Source organism: Shewanella sp. K8 (assembly GCF_028823715.1).
In the GTDB taxonomy this organism is placed as follows: Bacteria; Pseudomonadota; Gammaproteobacteria; order Enterobacterales; family Shewanellaceae; genus Shewanella; species Shewanella algae.
Genome location: NZ_JAPEHY010000011.1, coordinates 1 through 17158 on the forward strand (window position 1 = coordinate 1; position 17158 = coordinate 17158).

General features: G+C 51.2%; 14 protein-coding genes. 13 read left to right on the top strand and 1 reads right to left on the bottom strand.

Going from position 1 to position 17158, the window contains the following annotated elements:
- Positions 1-304 precede the first annotated feature (304 nt).
- From ON072_RS07805 to ON072_RS07855, 11 genes are all read left to right on the top strand, one after another.
- Positions 305-613, top strand: coding sequence for a hypothetical protein (locus tag ON072_RS07805; protein WP_107005516.1), 309 nt, complete (start codon positions 305-307; stop codon positions 611-613).
- Between the two features lie 272 nt (positions 614-885).
- Positions 886-1266, top strand: coding sequence for a Tox-REase-5 domain-containing protein (locus tag ON072_RS07810; protein WP_170946731.1), 381 nt, complete (start codon positions 886-888; stop codon positions 1264-1266).
- Positions 1266-2015, top strand: a complete 750-nt coding sequence (locus ON072_RS07815; protein ID WP_107005518.1) for an Imm52 family immunity protein — start codon at positions 1266-1268, stop codon at positions 2013-2015. Before ON072_RS07810 ends, ON072_RS07815 begins: the two co-directional genes overlap by 1 nt.
- 89 nt (positions 2016-2104) lie before the next feature.
- The gene (locus ON072_RS07820) at positions 2105-2467 is read left to right on the top strand and encodes a hypothetical protein (RefSeq protein ID WP_045283139.1); all 363 of its coding nucleotides are present in this window, start codon (positions 2105-2107) and stop codon (positions 2465-2467) included.
- Positions 2468-2958: 491 nt separating this feature from the next.
- The gene (locus tag ON072_RS07825) at positions 2959-3156 is read left to right on the top strand and encodes a YheV family putative zinc ribbon protein (protein WP_025890053.1); all 198 of its coding nucleotides are present in this window, start codon (positions 2959-2961) and stop codon (positions 3154-3156) included.
- Positions 3157-3329: 173 nt separating this feature from the next.
- The gene (locus ON072_RS07830) at positions 3330-7001 is read left to right on the top strand and encodes an ATP-binding protein (protein WP_274626013.1); all 3672 of its coding nucleotides are present in this window, start codon (positions 3330-3332) and stop codon (positions 6999-7001) included.
- On the top strand, positions 7001-7651 hold the full coding sequence (locus ON072_RS07835) for a hypothetical protein (RefSeq protein WP_025011291.1): 651 nt from the start codon (positions 7001-7003) through the stop codon (positions 7649-7651). Before ON072_RS07830 ends, ON072_RS07835 begins: the two co-directional genes overlap by 1 nt.
- Positions 7648-8868 carry a hypothetical protein gene (locus ON072_RS07840; RefSeq protein WP_028781085.1) on the top strand — a complete coding sequence of 407 codons (1221 nt, stop codon included), beginning with the start codon at positions 7648-7650 and terminating at the stop codon, positions 8866-8868. The genes ON072_RS07835 and ON072_RS07840 overlap by 4 nt, the downstream gene beginning before the upstream one ends.
- Before the next feature lie 274 nt (positions 8869-9142).
- Positions 9143-10285, top strand: a complete 1143-nt coding sequence (locus tag ON072_RS07845; protein ID WP_071237224.1) for a transglutaminase-like domain-containing protein — start codon at positions 9143-9145, stop codon at positions 10283-10285.
- A gap of 16 nt (positions 10286-10301) precedes the next feature.
- A complete protein-coding gene (locus ON072_RS07850) occupies positions 10302-10619 on the top strand; it encodes a mercuric transporter MerT family protein (RefSeq protein WP_037468212.1) in 318 nt (105 codons plus the stop codon).
- A complete protein-coding gene (locus tag ON072_RS07855) occupies positions 10616-10900 on the top strand; it encodes a heavy-metal-associated domain-containing protein (protein WP_025011288.1) in 285 nt (94 codons plus the stop codon). Before ON072_RS07850 ends, ON072_RS07855 begins: the two co-directional genes overlap by 4 nt.
- 102 nt (positions 10901-11002) lie before the next feature.
- On the opposite strand, the gene ON072_RS07860 is transcribed toward ON072_RS07855, so the two are convergent.
- A complete protein-coding gene (locus tag ON072_RS07860; protein ID WP_025011287.1) occupies positions 11003-11422 on the bottom strand; it encodes a CBS domain-containing protein in 420 nt (139 codons plus the stop codon).
- A gap of 247 nt (positions 11423-11669) precedes the next feature.
- Here ON072_RS07860 and ON072_RS07865 point away from each other — a divergent pair, with 247 nt between their 5' ends.
- Together ON072_RS07865 and fdnG are read left to right on the top strand one after the other, a co-directional pair.
- Positions 11670-13433 carry an alkaline phosphatase D family protein gene (locus ON072_RS07865; RefSeq protein WP_274626014.1) on the top strand — a complete coding sequence of 588 codons (1764 nt, stop codon included), beginning with the start codon at positions 11670-11672 and terminating at the stop codon, positions 13431-13433.
- Positions 13434-14139: 706 nt separating this feature from the next.
- On the top strand, positions 14140-17157 hold the full coding sequence (gene fdnG, locus ON072_RS07870; RefSeq protein WP_274626015.1) for a formate dehydrogenase-N subunit alpha: 3018 nt from the start codon (positions 14140-14142) through the stop codon (positions 17155-17157).
- The last annotated feature ends 1 nt before the right edge of the window (position 17158 follow it).

The window sequence follows — 17158 nt, forward strand, 5'->3', positions numbered from 1 at the left end:
TCGCAGTTTTTGTATGAAGCACGCAGATTACTCATCTCAGAGAGTCTCATTTCCAAAAATCCGTCGTTATTTATCAGAGACTGACACCCTGCAGTGAGCTTTTCCTTTTCCTTATAGCTCAGAAAGTGTTTAGGATGTCCTATATATCTCATATATCTTTTCCTATATATCTTATGCTATATATCTTATGATGTTGTCTATAACGATACTCGACATCGAATTAGTGTTACAATTTCCGACAATGGCTTTATTGTTGGTGCGAACCCTCAATCGCGTTTAACCCCATATATCTCGGAGTAAAAATATGCCTAATAGATTAAAGCTTTTACCTGATTGTGAATGTTATGCTCTTTGGGATGTTGATAGTCTAGATAATTTAGATTCGAGAAAGCTTTCTATATCGGATGAATTAAAAGAGAAGATATCTAAATGGGAAGAACTTTATGATTCAACTCTTAATAATCATGATCCTAGTCAATCTGGTTTTTCTAATCTTGATGAGGAGAAAGAATTCGACTTAGAAGGGAGAGACATTTGGAAAAAACTGAAACTGGAATTAGGGGAAGAGTACGAAATTAGTTACTTTAGTGTTGTGGAGAATAAGCTGATTTAGGACTGGGCTATTTCTTAGTCTGATTCAAAAAGCAGAAGAATATGGACACTCAGTCTTAATGCTGCGCTAGAGAAAAAATGGAGAAACCCATAATTCTTGGCAGATCGTAGGCTCCTTGTTCTAACTAACTGATTCTATTTGTGCTACACATTGCAGAACACTTGTGGCGCAAGGGTTTCCGAACTTGTGTTATTGAACCCAGCTCACCAGGCTTAGTGTTCTAACTGCGTCAAGTTACTACTTTAGACGATATCGGTGCAGTGCTCTATTATTTGGAGCAATTATTTAGTCGGCATACACCAGAAAAAGGCGCTGCATATCAAATTGAAGTCACGGGTGCTCCACGGCATACAGAGTATGTTGTAAAGACGGATTTAATGAAAAGCGGTGAAATCAAATTTGATGGATTCAACCCTGAACGTGGAGTTTTAATTGATGCTAAGGATTTTAATAAATGGCCCAAAGATGAGGCTTGGTCGCTTGATGTTGTTTTGCGAGATGCGAGAAAGCAGTCAGCTGTAGCATCACAGGTGAAAACGAAAGTCGAGTGGCATATACCTAATCAAGAAAAGTTTGATCTTGTAAGTCAGTTGTTAAGAGAGAATAAAGTTAAACATATTAAACCAGTTTATACGCCTAAGGGTGGTCAATAATGATTAGAGCAAAAGAATACATGGGATTCTATTGGCAAGACAGGCAACAGTGCCTAGATGAATACTTATCTTTCATCATTGATTTACTCATAGGTATTGAGGCAGCGGTAGAACGCCCGTGCTCATTTGAAATACTCTCAAAGGGACTAAAACTAGATGTGATGCCAGATGATTTTCTCGAACAAAAGAGTAAAATTATTAGTTTAGTGCTTGACCCTGATGTCGCATATACAGAAGTTGTTCAAGAAGATTCGACTGTTTCCCTATTGTCCCCTTTGGGGTTCACATCGCAGTGGAAAGTTAAATTGGACTGTGGGCCAGTTTTTTTTATTATAGTGAGTTCGGGAGCATATGGTACTGCTAGCCCAGGAAATTCTGTTGTATGTAAACTAGATTATCCTGTTGAAAGTAGAGTTAATGAATTGCAGTTTTTTAGGCAAGTTTGGAAGCTTTTAGTTACACAATGTAATCCAGAATTTGCAGTGTTCACGTCTCATGATTTGGCTTGCAAAATAGATCCTGATATGGAGTTTGACAATAGTGTCGGTTGGATTTCATACGTGAGTTCTACAGTCAACAGCCAGTCTATACCTAGTGATATCATAATTAGTAATCTAGCTAATGGTTGTCAGTTGGAGGTAATTGAACGCTTAATGGGTGTTAATGATTCTGAAGTTGTTAATCTATTGAGAAATACTCAGGTTGCATTGGTTAATGCAGGAATTATTTCTGTTGAAGATGATTTCTAGCTAGTTTATCTAACTAAAAGGTGTCTAGGAAAGAAATCAGTGGCAATTCATTGTATTATCATGGGTAGCTTGATTTTTTGTGATTGATTATGAAGGTTGAAAAGTTAAATTGGACTTCAAAGTCAGCTCAAGAGGCTGAACTGACAATTACTGATGGCGAATATAGCTGCATAGCATTTTGCCAGCCATGTGAGTATGAAGAGGGAGCAGAGGTTGATTATCTTCATGCATTCATGGCTAAAGAAGTGATGTTATCTAATTCTGGACTTGTATCTATTGAAGCACTTGAGGAGAAAGTCTTACCCCATCGAGTGACAGCAGTAGTTGAGGATCGATTAGAGAATATTGTAAAGGTTGGCTCCATCATTATAGAGCTAGACTGTGCAATACCTGCAGGGGTTGATAAAGGTATGTTGGTTGATTTTGAGTGTTCTAGGCTTGATGTTTGGTAAGTTGCAGATAACCAGTTGTTCCAAACAGAGAGCTTGAAAATGTAGTCAGCCTAAATAGCTGTTCCTAAATTGTAGTGCTTCAGACCTTATCTGACAGCTACTCCTTTTCATCGAGGCCTGTCAGATTAAATTTGAGCTAACCGTTCATCTACAAGAATTGATTTCCCATCAAGTAATGTGTCCATGGGGCGGTCACGATTCTATATCATTAACAGTTAATCCCGCTTCATCCCTAATAGATAGGCTCAGAAGAATGTGTGTGGTTCTATTGGCAGGAAACGAAACTGTACCGAGTTTTACCCTTGAACAGCAACTGCGCATGGCTAAGACAACGCCAGTAGGCCCGTTTTGCTAACGTCATCATCCGGCACAGGGATCCCCCGCTTTTCCAGCACCTTGGCGCAAACATTGCCGTAATGCTGTTTAAAATGCGCCACAGCGGCCACAGATATGGCAAAATAGCGTCATTGCTTATCAACTAGACTCAGAAGATGAACAGGATCAAGAAACGCTTTGTGGCCGGTGCCAAATGCCCCAAATGTCAGGCTCAGGACAGCATAGTGCTGTTCAAGGAGAACGGCATAGAAACGGTCGAGTGTGTCGAGTGTGATTACCGCGAGCAGCAGACCGATGACAAGGTCAGCCATAAGGCGACAGGTGAAGTGATAGGCCTGTTCAAACCTGAATAATATTCTTTGAAACCCGCAGCGGATCCCGCTTTCTTTACCGGCCCTTCAATTGCCAAGGGTGGGTCTTTCCATTAATTTAAGGGTTTTGCTGTATTGAGGCGGTTTGCCCGCCTGTTGCCGCGAGTGCCGGGGCCTCTGGCCGTTTGGTGCTTGCTGTCTGCATAAGGATTTATATGCCAAGCTTGATTCGAATAGTGCTGATCGACACCCATCTGCCGGGCGTGGTGGAACTGAAGCTCGATGGCCATACCAATATCTGTGGTACCAACGCCTCGGGTAAGACCACGCTGCAGCGTCTGGTGCCTGTGTTTTATGGTGAATACCCCAGCCGGGTCGTGCCTTCGACCCGTGACAGCTTCGAGCGCTGGTATCTGCCCAGAGAATCCAGCTATATCATTTACGAATACCAAAAGAGTGATGGCTTGCTGTATCAGGCGGTGCTGGCCTCGGCCGGCGACGGCAAAGGGGTCAACTACCGCTTTATCGCCAAGGGATTTGAACTGGAAGACTATATCAAGTCCCAAAACGGCGACACTATTTTGTGCCATACCATGGCCGAACTGGGCCGCGAGATGAAACGCGCCGGAGTGAACCATACCAAGCTTTTGAATACCCGAGAGTTTCGCGCCATCATCCAGAATGATCGCACCTTGCTCAACACAGGCACCAGCCGCACTGAGCTGCGCAGCTATGCCCGTTTGTTCTCTCTGTGCGAGGCCGACCATTCACTGCGCCATATTGAAAAACTGGCCAAGGCGGTGCATTCCAAAGAAGGCAAAATGGAAACGGTCAAGTCGATGATCGCCGCCATTTTGGAAGAGGATGGCGTTAACCCGCCGGCATCAAGGCTCAATCCACAACGAGTCGAGGCCTGGATCCGCGAGAGCCAGCTGATCGCCGGATTTGAGCAGATCCGTCCCGAATTTGACAAGTTGGAGCAGGAGTTCAACGAGCTGCTGTCGGCCGAACTGCGTCTTGGCAGCCTGGCCAAAGGTTATCGCAATGACGAAGTGCTGGAGGCCCAGCGTCAGGAGCAAAATCAGACCCTGTCGCGGGAGCTGAACTTCCGTCTCAAGGCATTGGACGATGAGTGGAAAGAGCAGCGCGACGAGCTTAACCAGGAGCTGTCTGCCGCCAAGGGCGATGTCGCCAAGCTGGAATATGAACTCGACGCCATCGAAAACCAGCATGCGGCGTTTCTCGATGCCGATATCGAACAGGCCAAGGCCAATCTGGAACAGCTGCCGTTGTGGCGTAGCGATCTTGAGAACCTCAGCGAAAGACACAAGCTGCAAACAGAGAAACACCAGGACATAGAAGCCGCCTATAACGCCCGCCGCAGCAAGATTGGTGAACAGCTCAACAAGGAGCTGGAAAAGCTGCAGCAGGAGCTGGATAAGCAACGCGAGGCCCGCGACAAGCAGCGTGAAGTGGCCCGGGAAGACTTGGCGCGCCTCGATGCCGAATTCCGTGAGCAGCAGGAAAACGGCAAGGCCAAATTCCAGGAGCAGGAGTACCAGCTCAAGCTCAATGCGGCCGAGCTCAAGCTGCAGGTCGACAGTGTGACTTATACCGAGGAGGAGAAGCTAAGCCTGGCGGTATTCGACGAGCGTATCGACCGTGCCGATGCCGAGCAGGAGGCTGCCAACGCCAAGGTGGAGCGGCTGATGAGCGAAGAGCGTAAGCAGCGCTCACTCAGGGATCAGGCCAGTGAATCTCTCAGAATTGCCGCGCTCAGAGTCACGGAGCGCCAGGGCGATCTGGACGATCTCAAACACATGCTGTTCCCCCAGTCCCACACCTTGCTGGAGTTTCTGCGAAAAGAAGTGCCGGGTTGGGAGCAGCACCTGGGTAAGGTGGTACATCCCGACTTGCTGCACCGCACTGACTTGCACCCCAATGTCGGCGCCGAAAGTGACAGCCTTTTCGGGATCTCATTGGATCTCAAGGTGCTGGAGATCCCCGAATACGCCAGTTCAGAGCCTGAGCTAAGGGCCAAGCTGGCCAAGGCCGAAGACGCGCTGCAAAACGCCTATGGGCTGCAGGAAGAAGCGGAAGAGCGCCTGGTGCAGGCCAACGAAGCGCTGGATAAACTGAGCCGTGAGCTGACCTTTGCCCGCACGGCATACAAGAATTTGCGTGACGATTTGCGGCGTCTGTTCGAGGAGCGCCGCACTGTGCAGGAGCAGATCAATAAGGCGTTGGCTGAGCGTAAGGCACAGGCCGGTAAACGCCTGACGCTGCTGGATCAGGAGATGAAACAGCTGCGCAACCAGCACCTGGAATGGTTGGAGGAGCTCAAAGAGCAGGCGCTGGATGCCAGAATGGAAAAGAACGCCTACTGGCAGGAAGTGGTCGGCGCGCTGGAGCAGCATCTGGAACAGCTCAAAGAGAGCATCAATCAGCGCCGCAGTCGTACCAAAGAGGAGCAAAAAGCCTGCGAACAGTGGTACAAGAACGAGCTTAAGTCCCGCGGGGTGGATGAAGACAAAATTCTCGCCCTCAAGCGGGAGATCCGTGAGTTGGAAGGTGCCATTGCCGCCGCCGAGCAGCGCCGCAGTGAAGTGCTGCGCTATGACGACTGGTATCAGCATACCTGGCTGGTGCGTAAACCCAAGTTGGTGACCGACTTGGGCGAAGTCAAGCGCGCCGCTTCCGAGCTGGATCAGCAATTGAAGACCAAGGCCAACGAAGTCAAACATGCCCGCCAGCAACTGGAGCTACAAAGGCGCCAGTCCGATGCCGCTCAGGTAGAGGCCTCGGAAAACCTCACCAAGTTGCGCGCCTTGCTGCGTAAGCTGGCCGAGCTGAAATTGCCGCGCAACGATGAAGAGCCCCAGGGCAGCCTGGGTGAACGTCTGCGTCAGGGCGAGGAGCTGTTGCTCAAGCGCGAGCATCTGCTGGGTTCGGTCAGGCAGTATGTGGATCATTTCGATCAGGTGATTGCCAGCAAGTCAGGCTCCAGCCTATCCGAGTTCTGGGAAAAGGCCCGTGAAGAGTCCAGCTCAGTCAATGACAAGGGCATACGCCTGCTGGATTACCGCAAGTTGGTGCCGCATCTGGCCCAACTGCTCAATGTGATGGTGCCGCAGTCGATTACCGCATTGCGTGAACAGGGCCGAATCTTCGGTGTCGACCTGACCGCCTTCTACGATGTCTTGGCCGATATCGACCGCCGTATTGCCTCCCAAAGTGCCCGTATTACCCGCGAAGTCGGGGAGGAGCTGTTCCTCGATGGCGTCTCTGAATCTGCGGTCAGGATCCGCTCGCGGATCAGCGAACTGGAGTTCTGGCCTGAGCTGGAGCTGTTCGTCAAGGCGTTCCGTGCCTGGAAGGCCGAAGGCTTCACCGGCCTGCCGGATGAGCACTATACCAACAGCATGCGCCGGGCACTGGATATCATAGGCCGCTCGGCCCTGACCGGCGGCATCGCCAAGCTGCTGGAGATTGAGCTGCGCCTCAAGGAGGGCAACTCGGATCTGGTGATCCGCACCGACCGTCAGCTCAACGAGTCATCCAGTCATGGTATGGCTTATCTGATTCTTTGTAAGTTCCTGCTGGCCTTTACCCGCTTGCTGCGGGGCAAGGCGGATGTCACTGTGCACTGGCCGATTGATGAGCTGGGCACCTTGCACCACGCTAACGTGAAGAAGATCTTCGATGCCTGTGAAAACAACAATATCAGCGTGTTGGGTGCTTTCCCCAACCCTGAGTCCGAGGTACTGAATTTGTTTGCCAACCGCTACATCATCAACAAGCAGACCAAGCGACTGCAGGTGGTTAAACCCAAGGTCGATCCCATAGCGCAAAAGCTCTCTGAGCGCTTGGCCAAGGAGGCGGTGTAATGAGCGAACTGCAAAGCACTATCGTCGGCTCAGGCGCCCTGATTGAGCGCCTGCTCAAGGGTGAATTTATCTGCCGCACCACTGACGAAGAGGGTTGGCGCTCACTCAAGAGTCCGGCCACCCGTGACAGAGTCGAGGCCTATCTCAACCAAATCAACCGCACTGTGGCCCAGGCCGCCGAGGGCGAAGTCTTTTTCTGCGGTTATCTGCAGTTGGGAGAAGACGAGCGCAAAGTGATTTCGGCGCAGTTTCGTGATATCTGCCAGGCGTTGATCCCCATGGTGGAATGGCTGGTATTGGTGCAGGAAGCCAGCGGCCAGGATGCCCCCCTGACCGAAGGCGCGGCGGTGCGGCTTACCGAATTGCAAAGCCGCATTGAGGATACGCCGGCGTTTCGCGAGCAACTGGCCAAGCTGAGCCAGTATCGGCTGTTCGGCTCCAGCTCAAGCAGTGTCGATGGTCAGATCAAACTGGTTTTCAAGCGCTTGCAGGAGCTGGGTTATCTGGTGCGGCCGAATCCGGAAAAACAGATCTATATCGCCACCGGCAAGCTGGATTACCTCTACGAAGTGATCCGCTTTATCGATGAAACCGAGGGCCTCAGTCTGGAGGCTCAGGCTGAAACCGCCACCCAGAGGGATCTGATATGAGCAGCAACCTGCATCAGGCCGGGGTCAAGCTGCTGAGGCTGCTTGGGCGTAACGCCGAACTGGTGATGGACGCCTATCTCTCCGGTAGTCTGGACGAGACCCGGCAGGAACCTGCGCTGCTGAAGAAGCTTACCGACAACGGCATTCTCTGGCGCCCCGAGCCGGATGAACCGCTCAGGTTGTCGCGTAATGTCAGGGCCCTGCTGGAAGAGGGCCTCAAGGATGAGCGTAACCGCCAGATCAACGCCAACGTCGGTTCGGCTCTGGCCACCATCAAGACCTTGGCCAATCACTACCGTGAGGCGCGCGCCAGTGTGGATTACAGCGCCGCCGAAGCCTATCTGGCAGACTTGACCGAACACGTATTCAGCTTCACCGAGAGCCTGCGTTACTCCATTCGTGTGCTCTGGGGCCGGATCAATAACGAGTTCGGTTATGTGGGTTCAATTAACGCCAAGATCCGTGAAAACGAGCTGGCCCAGAGCCAGGTATCGGAACTGCTTAACGGCCTGGAGCTGTTTGAGTTTACCGAGCTTGGCGAAATTGCCGGTGATATCCGTGAGCTGCGCCGCCTGCTGGTGACCATGTTGCAGGACACTCTCAGTGATTGCACCCAGGAGCTGAGCGTGGTGCAGGGGCGTCTACTGGAATTGCTGGGACGCTTCAGGCAGATCCGCGGTCGTACCCGTTTGCTCAAAGGCTGGTTGCTGTATACAGATTTGCACCCAGACTACCAGGTGGCCGACCATGTGGCGCACAAGCAGGTGCCTGTGCTGTTCAATCATGCTGAGGCCTTGCTGGCACCGGCATCTGTGGATGTGAACAACAGCGGCCAGGAACTGCAACTGATGGAGATGGTGGCCCGTATCAAGGCTATCAGTCGTGACCATCTGCCCAAGAGGTTGCAGGAGCACGATGTGCCGGTTGCGGTTAATCCTCAGGAAGACTTTGATATGCCGGATAACCCGCTCAAAGAGGCCGTGGATGAGTACTTCTGCGCCGTCATTGACTCGGGCCGCAACACTTCGGCGCTGGAATATCTGCAGCAGCAACAGCTGTCCTGGGATCCGGAAAGCTGGCTCTATCAGGTGATAGGCGGCTTCGAAGGGCTCAGTGAAGAGCACAAACGCTTCTTTGCCTTGGAGCCTTTGGGTGAACCCCATCCGCTTTATTCGGGGAACTTCATTATCCGCGACGTGGAAGTGGGGCTGAGATAAGCCCAGGTAAGAATGTGATCCGGCGCCGATTTTTCCCTCTGCCATACCGGCTTTACATTGGTAAACGTAAGGCGAGACAAGATGACCAATATGGTTGTTTTGTCTCGCAAACTTGTTAATTTTTCTTATTATTCCACCTTGCTGGTGACTCTGGCTGCACTGACCCTGTGTCTGCGGCTTTGTTGCGGTGCCAGGGGCCGCCACTTATAATGCTTCGGCCCGCCAGCGGGCACCTCATTGACTCGTCTGTTAATCAAACGTAAGGAATCGAATAATGCAAAGACGCAATTTTTTAAAAACTGCGGCTATTTTGTCGACGGCCGGTATCATCAGCCCTGTGATGGCGGCCACATCGAAGACCAAGGCCGTCGAGCATTATTCCGCCGACGGCCGCAGACATTTCACCCTGACTCAAGATTACCAACTGATCGCACCCGAGGGCTCAGAGGGCGTGGTCAAGTTGTGGATCCCGCTGGTGGAAGACACCCAGTTTCAGCAGCTACGCAAGCTGAACTTCAAAGGCAATTTCCAGGACGCCTATATCACTGCCGATAACAGCTATGGCGCCAAGACTCTGTTTGCCACCTGGCCTGATGCCAAAGGCAAGATGGAGCTGCAGTTGGTGATGGAGCTGGAAACCCTCGACTGGGAACCGCTGAAAAACGGCGAGTTAGAGCATTATCGCGCCCCAAAAACTATCCAGTACCCGGTAGATGTGGAGCGCTATCTGCTGCCCACCAAACATATGCCCATTGATGGCATAGTGAAGCAGACTTCAGACAAGATTGTTGGCAAGGAAACCGACCCGCTGAAAAAGGCCCGCCTCATCTACAACTGGGTCAGCGCCAATATGTTCCGCGACAACGATGTTATCGGTTGCGGTACGGGTGATGTGGCCACTATTCTCGAGAGCGGCAAACTGGGTGGCAAGTGTACTGATATCAACTCGGTATTTGTGGCCTTGGCTCGCGCCGCCGGCATACCTGCCCGGGAGATGTTCGGGATCCGTGTTGGACAGGCTATTAAGATGGGCAAATACTCCAAGAAAGCCTTCGGCAGCAGTGATGCCAATGGCCTGGCCAAGGTCAGTGGTGGTCAGCACTGCCGTGCTATGTTCTATCTGGCGGGTTACGGCTGGTTGCCGGCCGACCCTGCGGATGTGACCAAGATGCGTTTGACCGAGAACAAGCAACACCAGGATCCCGATGTGCAGGCGGTCAACGACTATCTGTTCGGTAACTGGGAAATGAACTGGGTTGGTTTCAACTTCGGTCGTGACTTTGATCTGGCGCCCATGGCCGAGCAGACGCCGCTGAACAACTTTGGCTATCCTTATGCCGAAGTGGATGGCGACCCTGTGAACTACTATGACCCCAAAGTTTTCGCCTATGATTTCCAGTCAACAGAACAGCTCTAAGGGTTTTTTGGCGACACTGGTGGCTGCAGTTGTTGCCGCTGTCGCCTCCAGTCTGTGCTGTATTGGGCCGCTGATCTATCTGGTGTTTGGGGTATCGGCGGCCTCGCTGTCGGGCATTGAACAGCTCGGCTGGCTGCAAGTGCCCATGCTGGCGCTGTCGACTCTGTTGATCCTGCTGGGCTTTTGGCGTTTGTATTTTTCCAAAAAGCCTCTGTGCACCGCGACCATGAGCCGCACCAGAATGTTGCTGCTCTACTGGCTGGCCGTGCCTGTGGTATTGGCGTTTCAGCTTTACCCTTTTGTATTACCTTGGCTGTTAGAGGTGTTTGAATGAGAAGCTTGTTACTGGTTTTACTGCTGCTGTGCACGCCGTTTGCCTGGGCGGGCAATCTGGTGGTTACCCTGGATGTTAAAGGCATGACCTGCCCTTTGTGTGTCACGGTAATCAACAAGGCGCTGCGCAAGACAGAGGGCGTGATTAAGGCCAAGTCCTCGCTCAAGACCCAGCAGGCCAGAGTGATAGTGCCTGAAGGCTTTGATATGGATGCGCTGATAAAGGCGGTGGATGAAACCGGCTATAAGGGCAGTATCAATAAGATAGAGCCAGAGGCCTAAGAACTAAGAATTAAGACCTGGTTCATTCAATAGGTTCAGCTTGCGCCAAAAGCAAAAGCTCAGTCCAAAAAAGCGTGCTCTAAGCACGCTTTTTTGATGGGTTCAAGCCTTGAGCAACGCCCGGCACAGTTTGACAAAGTCAGAAGAGGTGACTATGCCCTGCACCTTGTTGTGCTCGTCCACCACAGGCAGGCAGCCATGCTTGTTGGCGATAAAATAATCCACCACTTGGGTCAGTGGTGCATCGGCCTTGAGTGGTTCAAAGTCGGTTTCAATCAGATCGGCTATCAGGGTACCGCGTTCTTTTCGTTCCAGCGCCCCCTGACCGTAGCGGGTCAGCAGATTGACTACAGTGGCAATCATCTTTTTATGAGTGAGTATCCCTACCAGAGTGCCGCTGGCTTCTGATATCACCGGCAGATGGCGCACGCCCCGGGAATGCATCAGTTGGTGGGCGTCCTTGACGCTGGCGCCGTCACTGATACACACCACCTGGGTGCTCATGATGTCTTTGACTTTCATTGTCTTGTTCCTTCACCTGGGCCCTGAGAGGGCTAATTCTCTGTCCTGTAAGGCATTTTGCCCCCTGTTACCGCGGGCTGCAAGTGCCTTGGCCTAAAGCGGACGTCATTTTGTTTAACCGACTGAATTCGTTTGAATATCAACAGATGTTTACCTCGTTGTCACGATTGTGTAATAGTTTGACTTCACAATCTGGACATCCGACCTCATACCAGCATTATGAAGCGTTTTTAAAGGAATAATAACAATGACCCGCAACTTCTCCCGTCGTGACTTTCTTACCCTCTCAGCCAAAGGTGTTGGCGCTGCCGTACTCTCATATGGCCTGATGGGCTGCTCCAGTGACAATGATGACAATACTGTCGCCGCCGATTTTCTTCATGGTGTCGCCAGTGGTGATCCCACTCAGGATGCCGTGATTATCTGGACCCGGGTAACACCGCAAACGGCGGGGGATGTCAGAGTATCCTGGCAGGTGTCCCGTGATGGTGCCTTCAGCGACTTGGTGACCACAGGTGAAATGGTGACCAATGCCGAGCGTGACTACACGGTTAAAGTCGATGCCATAGGGCTGGAGAGCGGCAGCCGCTACTTCTATCGTTTTATGACGGGTGACAAGACATCCACAGTCGGTATGACCAAGACCCTGCCCGAGGGCGCGGTCGATTCGGTCAAACTGGCGGTTATGTCCTGCGCCAATTTCCCGGCCGGTTACTTCAATGTCTATGAACTGGCGGCGCAGCGGGACGATCTCGACGCCATGCTGCACTTGGGCGACTATATCTATGAATATGGCCGTGGTGGTTATGCCAGTGAACATGCCGCCGAGCTGGGCCGTGAGGTACTACCCGCGGGAGAGTTGCTGTCCTTGAGCGATTACCGTACCCGTTATGGCCAGTATCGCGGCGATGCCAGTTTGCAGAAGCTGCACGCCAAGCTGCCGTTTATTACCGTCTGGGACGATCACGAAGTGGCCAACGACACCTGGAAGGATGGTGCCGAAAACCATAACCAAGGGGAAGGGGACTTCGACGCCCGTAAACAGGCGGCATTGCAGGCTTACTTCGAATGGCTGCCTATCCGCCCATGGCGCGAGGGCAATCATGAAGAGATCTACCGCAGTTTCAGCTTCGGCGATCTGCTGGATCTGCATATGCTGGATACCCGGGTGTTGGCCCGTGACAAACAGTTGGACTATGGCAACTATCTGGATCCGGCTACCGGTGCTTTCAACGATCAGCAGTTTCTCGCCGACGTGACCGACACTCAGCGTACGCTTCTGGGCCAGACCCAACTGCTGTGGTTGCAGGGAAAACTGTTGCAATCCAGCGCCAAGTGGCAGCTTTTGGGGCAGCAGATACTGATGGGGCGGATGATGTTGCCGGCGGCGATAGCCACTCAGCAGCTGTCTATTCCGCAGTTTGCCGAGTTGGCGGCATTGGCCCAGCTGGCAGCTCGTGCTCAGGCCGGCGATCCGACACTGACCCAAGCGGAACTGACCTATCTGGCTGCCAACCAGGCCAAACTGACGCCGGAAGTGCTGGCACTTTTGCAACTGCCGTCGATCCCCTACAACCTGGATGCCTGGGATGGCTATGCCTATGAGCGTGAAGTCGTGCTGGCCACTGCCCGGGCCTCGGGTAAAAACCTGGTGGTGATTGCCGGTGATACCCACAATGCCTGGGCCAATGATCTCAAGGACAAAGATGGCAACATGGTTGGGGTTGAGTTTGCCACCAGTTCGGTTTCCTCCCCTGGGCTTGAGTATTACCTCAACCTGCCTTCAGAGCAGATCCCGGCGACAGAGGCGGCCGTTGTAGGGCTGGTGGATGACCTTAAATACGCCAACCTGTTGAACCGGGGTTATATGACGCTGACCTTCAGCAGCGAAGAGGTGGTCAGCGAGTGGTTCTATGTGGATAGCATTCTAAGCAAAGATTTCACTGAAGCAGAGGGGCGCCGTGCCATTGCCCGTTCTTTGGATGGAAAGCCGGGGATCTTGCTTGGCTGACAAGTGCTTCAGGCATAGATAGTTTCAGACATGCCTGAGGCGTTTGCACCTTTTTGGATGAGTTGGGTTTGAAATAGGTGCCAAACGAAAACTTAAAGTCATACCTGAAAAAAGGACAGTCCAAGAACTGTCCTTTTTCGATTCAAAATATGGCCAGAATCTTTAAATCATTTCAGTCTGCCAGGTTCATTTATCAGTGCTTTGTTGCCAGCCAATTTACCCAGTATCACCATGTGCTTAATTAGCAGTTCTCTGCTGTTTGATGCGAATTTCCCCTCTCTAATGAAATTAAAGATCCTTGAAGTGAGAAATGGGTCACAAATAAGCTTTTGCTGATTTAGCTCTGTTAACAGACTCTATATTGATTAATTGGTGATGTATGTCACGCTAATTAATTGCTTCACTATCAAAGTTATACATTATGGTCATTTTGACCGGACAATTTGACTAATGGCTATTTGGAGTTAAATCCTGTTGATTTGTGTTTTCAAATAGACTTTCGGTTTTTAATTCTTTTTCATAAATTAATTTTGGTTTTAATTTCTGTGGCTGTGATAGTGTGTTGCTGATCACATGTCTGTATTTGTTATTTATTGTCATTTCTTAGGATACTCCTGCTGTGAGTAAGGACTTTACCTGACTCGAGTCTGTGGCACCCATGCCGCAGTTGGAAATTGCACATAACAAGAGAGTGTGTGAAATGACAATGAACAGACGACAGTTTTTCAAACTCTGTGCTGCCGGAGCTGCAACATCTGCAATCTCTGCACTGGGATTGATGTCTGAAAAGGCATTTGCTGCGGTCAGACAATTCAAACTGCTCAGGGCGAAAGAGACGCGCAATAACTGCTGCTATTGTTCAGTAGGTTGTGGCTTGTTGATGTACAGCCAAAGCAGTAATGGCAAGAATGCCGAGCAGCACATCTTCCACATCGAAGGTGATGCCGATAACCCAATCAATCGCGGTGCCTTGTGTCCCAAGGGGGCCGGGTTGGTGGATTACGTGAACAGTCCTCATCGACTGAAATACCCTGAAGTCAGGGCTCCCGGCAGTGATAAATGGCAACGTATCAGTTGGGAGGAAGCGTTTAAACGCATCGCTCGCTTGGTCAAGGATGAGCGTGACGCGAACCTGGTTGAGAAAAACGCCAAGGGCCAAACTGTAAACCGTTTGACCAGTCTGGGGATGATGACCTCATCGGCACAGGCCAACGAAGGTTGCTTCATGACCCATAAATTTGGTCGTGCCATAGGCATGCTGGGCCTGGATAACATTGCCAGGGTATGCCATGCGCCGACACCGGCCGCCATGGCACCGACCTTTGGCCGCGGAGCCATGACCAACCACTGGGCCGATATGAAAAATACCGATCTGGCGATTGTCATGGGGGGAAATGCGGCTGAAGCACACCCGGTTGGCTTTGGTTGGGTAACCGAGGCGATGGAGCACAATAATGCGCGCTTGATTGTGGTAGACCCTCGCTTTAACCGCAGCGCTGCTGTGGCTGATACCTATGCTCCATTGCGATCAGGTACAGACATCACCTTCTTGCTTGGGGTCATCCGTTATCTGCTCAGCACCAATCAAATCAACCTTGAGTATGTTAAAGCCTATACCAATGCCTCGTTTATCGTGCGTGAAGACTTTGACTTCAACGAGGGGCTGTTCAGTGGTTTTGATGAAACGGCCAACACCTATGACAAGTCTTCCTGGTTCTATGAATTGGATGATGAAGGCTACGCTAAAGTCGATCCAAGCATGCAGCATCCACGCTGTGTGTTGAAACTGTTGAAAAAGCACGTTGAACGCTACGACCCGGATACGGTTTCGAGTATCACAGGTACCCCCAAAGAAGCCTATTTGGATGTATGCAAACAGCTTGGGGCTACCCATGTCGACAACAAAGCGGCCACCTTCCTGTATGCACTGGGCTGGACGCAACACAGTGTCGGCGCGCAGAACATTCGTACCATGGCGATGATCCAGTTGCTGCTGGGTAACATGGGGATCATGGGCGGTGGGGTCAACGCGCTGCGTGGTCACTCAAACGTGCAGGGGGCTACTGACTTGGCGTTGTTGTGCCAAGGTCTGCCTGGTTATCTGAAACTGCCACAGGATCAGGATATTAATCTTGAAGCCTACTTGAACCATTACACGCCCAAACCGCTGCGTCCCAATTCAACCAATTACTGGCATAACTACCCGGCCTTTACTGTGTCGCTGCTGAAATCTTTCTACGGCGATTACGCCACGGCTGAAAACGATTACGGCTATGACTGGTTGCCCAAATGGGATCAACAGTACGATATCAACAAACAGATAGACATGATGGTTCACGGTGAAGTGAATGGATACTTTATTCAAGGTATCAATACCCTGAACTCTCAACCAGATAAACAGAAAGTATCCAAAGGTTTATCAAACCTGAAGTTTCTGGTCATTCTGGATGCCTTGGCGAATGAAACTTCAAGTTTCTGGCGTAATGCGGGGCAGTTCAACGATGTTGATACCGCCAATATTCAAACCGAAGTATTCCGTCTGCCAACCACCTGTTTTGCCGAAGAAAGCGGCTCTATTGCCAATTCCAGCCGTTGGCTGCAATGGCACTTTAAAGGTGCCAATCCACCGGGAGAAGCCCTGTCGGATCCTGCCATTCTCTCCGGCATCATGCTGGAACTGAAACGCTTGTATCGTGAAGAAGGCGGCCGTTTGCCAGAGCCTATAGCAGCAATCAAATGGGATTATGCCATCGAACATGAGCCAAGTTCGGAAGAGCTGGCGAAAGAGATGAACGGCTACGATCTTAAAACCGGCAAGCTGCTGAACAGTTTCACTGAATTGAAAGCCGACGGCTCAACGTCCTGCGGTATCTGGATCTACTCAGGTCAGTGGACAGAGCGGGGCAACATGATGGCCCGCCGCGACAACAGTGACCCATCGGGTAAGGGGATAACGCCCAACTGGTCATTTGCATGGCCTGCCAACCGCCGCATTCTGTACAACCGTGCTTCATGCGATGTGCAAGGAAAGCCGAGGGATCCCAGCCGTGTATTGCTCGAGTACAAAGACGGTAAGTGGCAAGGCATAGATGTGCCTGACTTCAATGCCAAGTTGAATGCTCAGGATTCGGCACACCCATTCATCATGCAGGCCGATGGGGTGGGGCACTTGTTTGCACTGCGTGATTTGAAAGATGGTCCTTTCCCTGAACACTATGAACCCTTTGAATCACCGCTGGCGAGCAACCCCTTGCATCCCAAGGTCACCAACAACCCCGTGGCCCGTATGTTCCAGGGGATGCGTGAAACCTTCGGGACCAATGAAGAGTTCCCATATGTAGGCACAACCTATTCAATGACAGAGCACTTCAACAACTGGACGACTCACTGCCGTTTGGCGGCCATTACCCAGCCACAACACTTTATCGAAATCGATGAAACCCTGGCGGCTCAGAAGGGCATTGCCAATGGGGATTGGGTGAAAGTGACCTCCAAACGATCCCATATCATCACCAAGGCTTATGTGACCAAGCGTCTGCAACCCATGATGGTACAAGGTAAAGCTGTGCACACCATAGGTATTCCACGCCATGGCAGTTATGAAGCGCTGACGCAAAAGAGCTATATCGTCAATGAGCTGACTTCTGCAGTGGGGGATGCCAATACGCAAACTCCTGAATATAAAGCATTCCTTGTGAATATTTCTAAAGCGGAGGGCTTTTGAT

Excerpts from the sequence above, each read along its gene's own strand:
- ON072_RS07805 (WP_107005516.1), top strand. The coding sequence starts at position 305 with ATGCCTAATAGATTAAAGCTTTTACCTGATTGTGAATGTTATGCTCTT.
- ON072_RS07815 (WP_107005518.1), top strand. The coding sequence starts at position 1,266 with ATGATTAGAGCAAAAGAATACATGGGATTCTATTGGCAAGACAGGCAA.
- ON072_RS07820 (WP_045283139.1), top strand. The coding sequence starts at position 2,105 with ATGAAGGTTGAAAAGTTAAATTGGACTTCAAAGTCAGCTCAAGAGGCT.
- ON072_RS07825 (WP_025890053.1), top strand. The coding sequence starts at position 2,959 with ATGAACAGGATCAAGAAACGCTTTGTGGCCGGTGCCAAATGCCCCAAA.
- ON072_RS07830 (WP_274626013.1), top strand. The coding sequence starts at position 3,330 with ATGCCAAGCTTGATTCGAATAGTGCTGATCGACACCCATCTGCCGGGC.
- ON072_RS07835 (WP_025011291.1), top strand. The coding sequence starts at position 7,001 with ATGAGCGAACTGCAAAGCACTATCGTCGGCTCAGGCGCCCTGATTGAG.
- ON072_RS07840 (WP_028781085.1), top strand. The coding sequence starts at position 7,648 with ATGAGCAGCAACCTGCATCAGGCCGGGGTCAAGCTGCTGAGGCTGCTT.
- ON072_RS07845 (WP_071237224.1), top strand. The coding sequence starts at position 9,143 with ATGCAAAGACGCAATTTTTTAAAAACTGCGGCTATTTTGTCGACGGCC.
- ON072_RS07855 (WP_025011288.1), top strand. The coding sequence starts at position 10,616 with ATGAGAAGCTTGTTACTGGTTTTACTGCTGCTGTGCACGCCGTTTGCC.
- ON072_RS07860 (WP_025011287.1), bottom strand. The coding sequence starts at position 11,422 with ATGAAAGTCAAAGACATCATGAGCACCCAGGTGGTGTGTATCAGTGAC.
- ON072_RS07865 (WP_274626014.1), top strand. The coding sequence starts at position 11,670 with ATGACCCGCAACTTCTCCCGTCGTGACTTTCTTACCCTCTCAGCCAAA.
- fdnG (WP_274626015.1), top strand. The coding sequence starts at position 14,140 with ATGAACAGACGACAGTTTTTCAAACTCTGTGCTGCCGGAGCTGCAACA.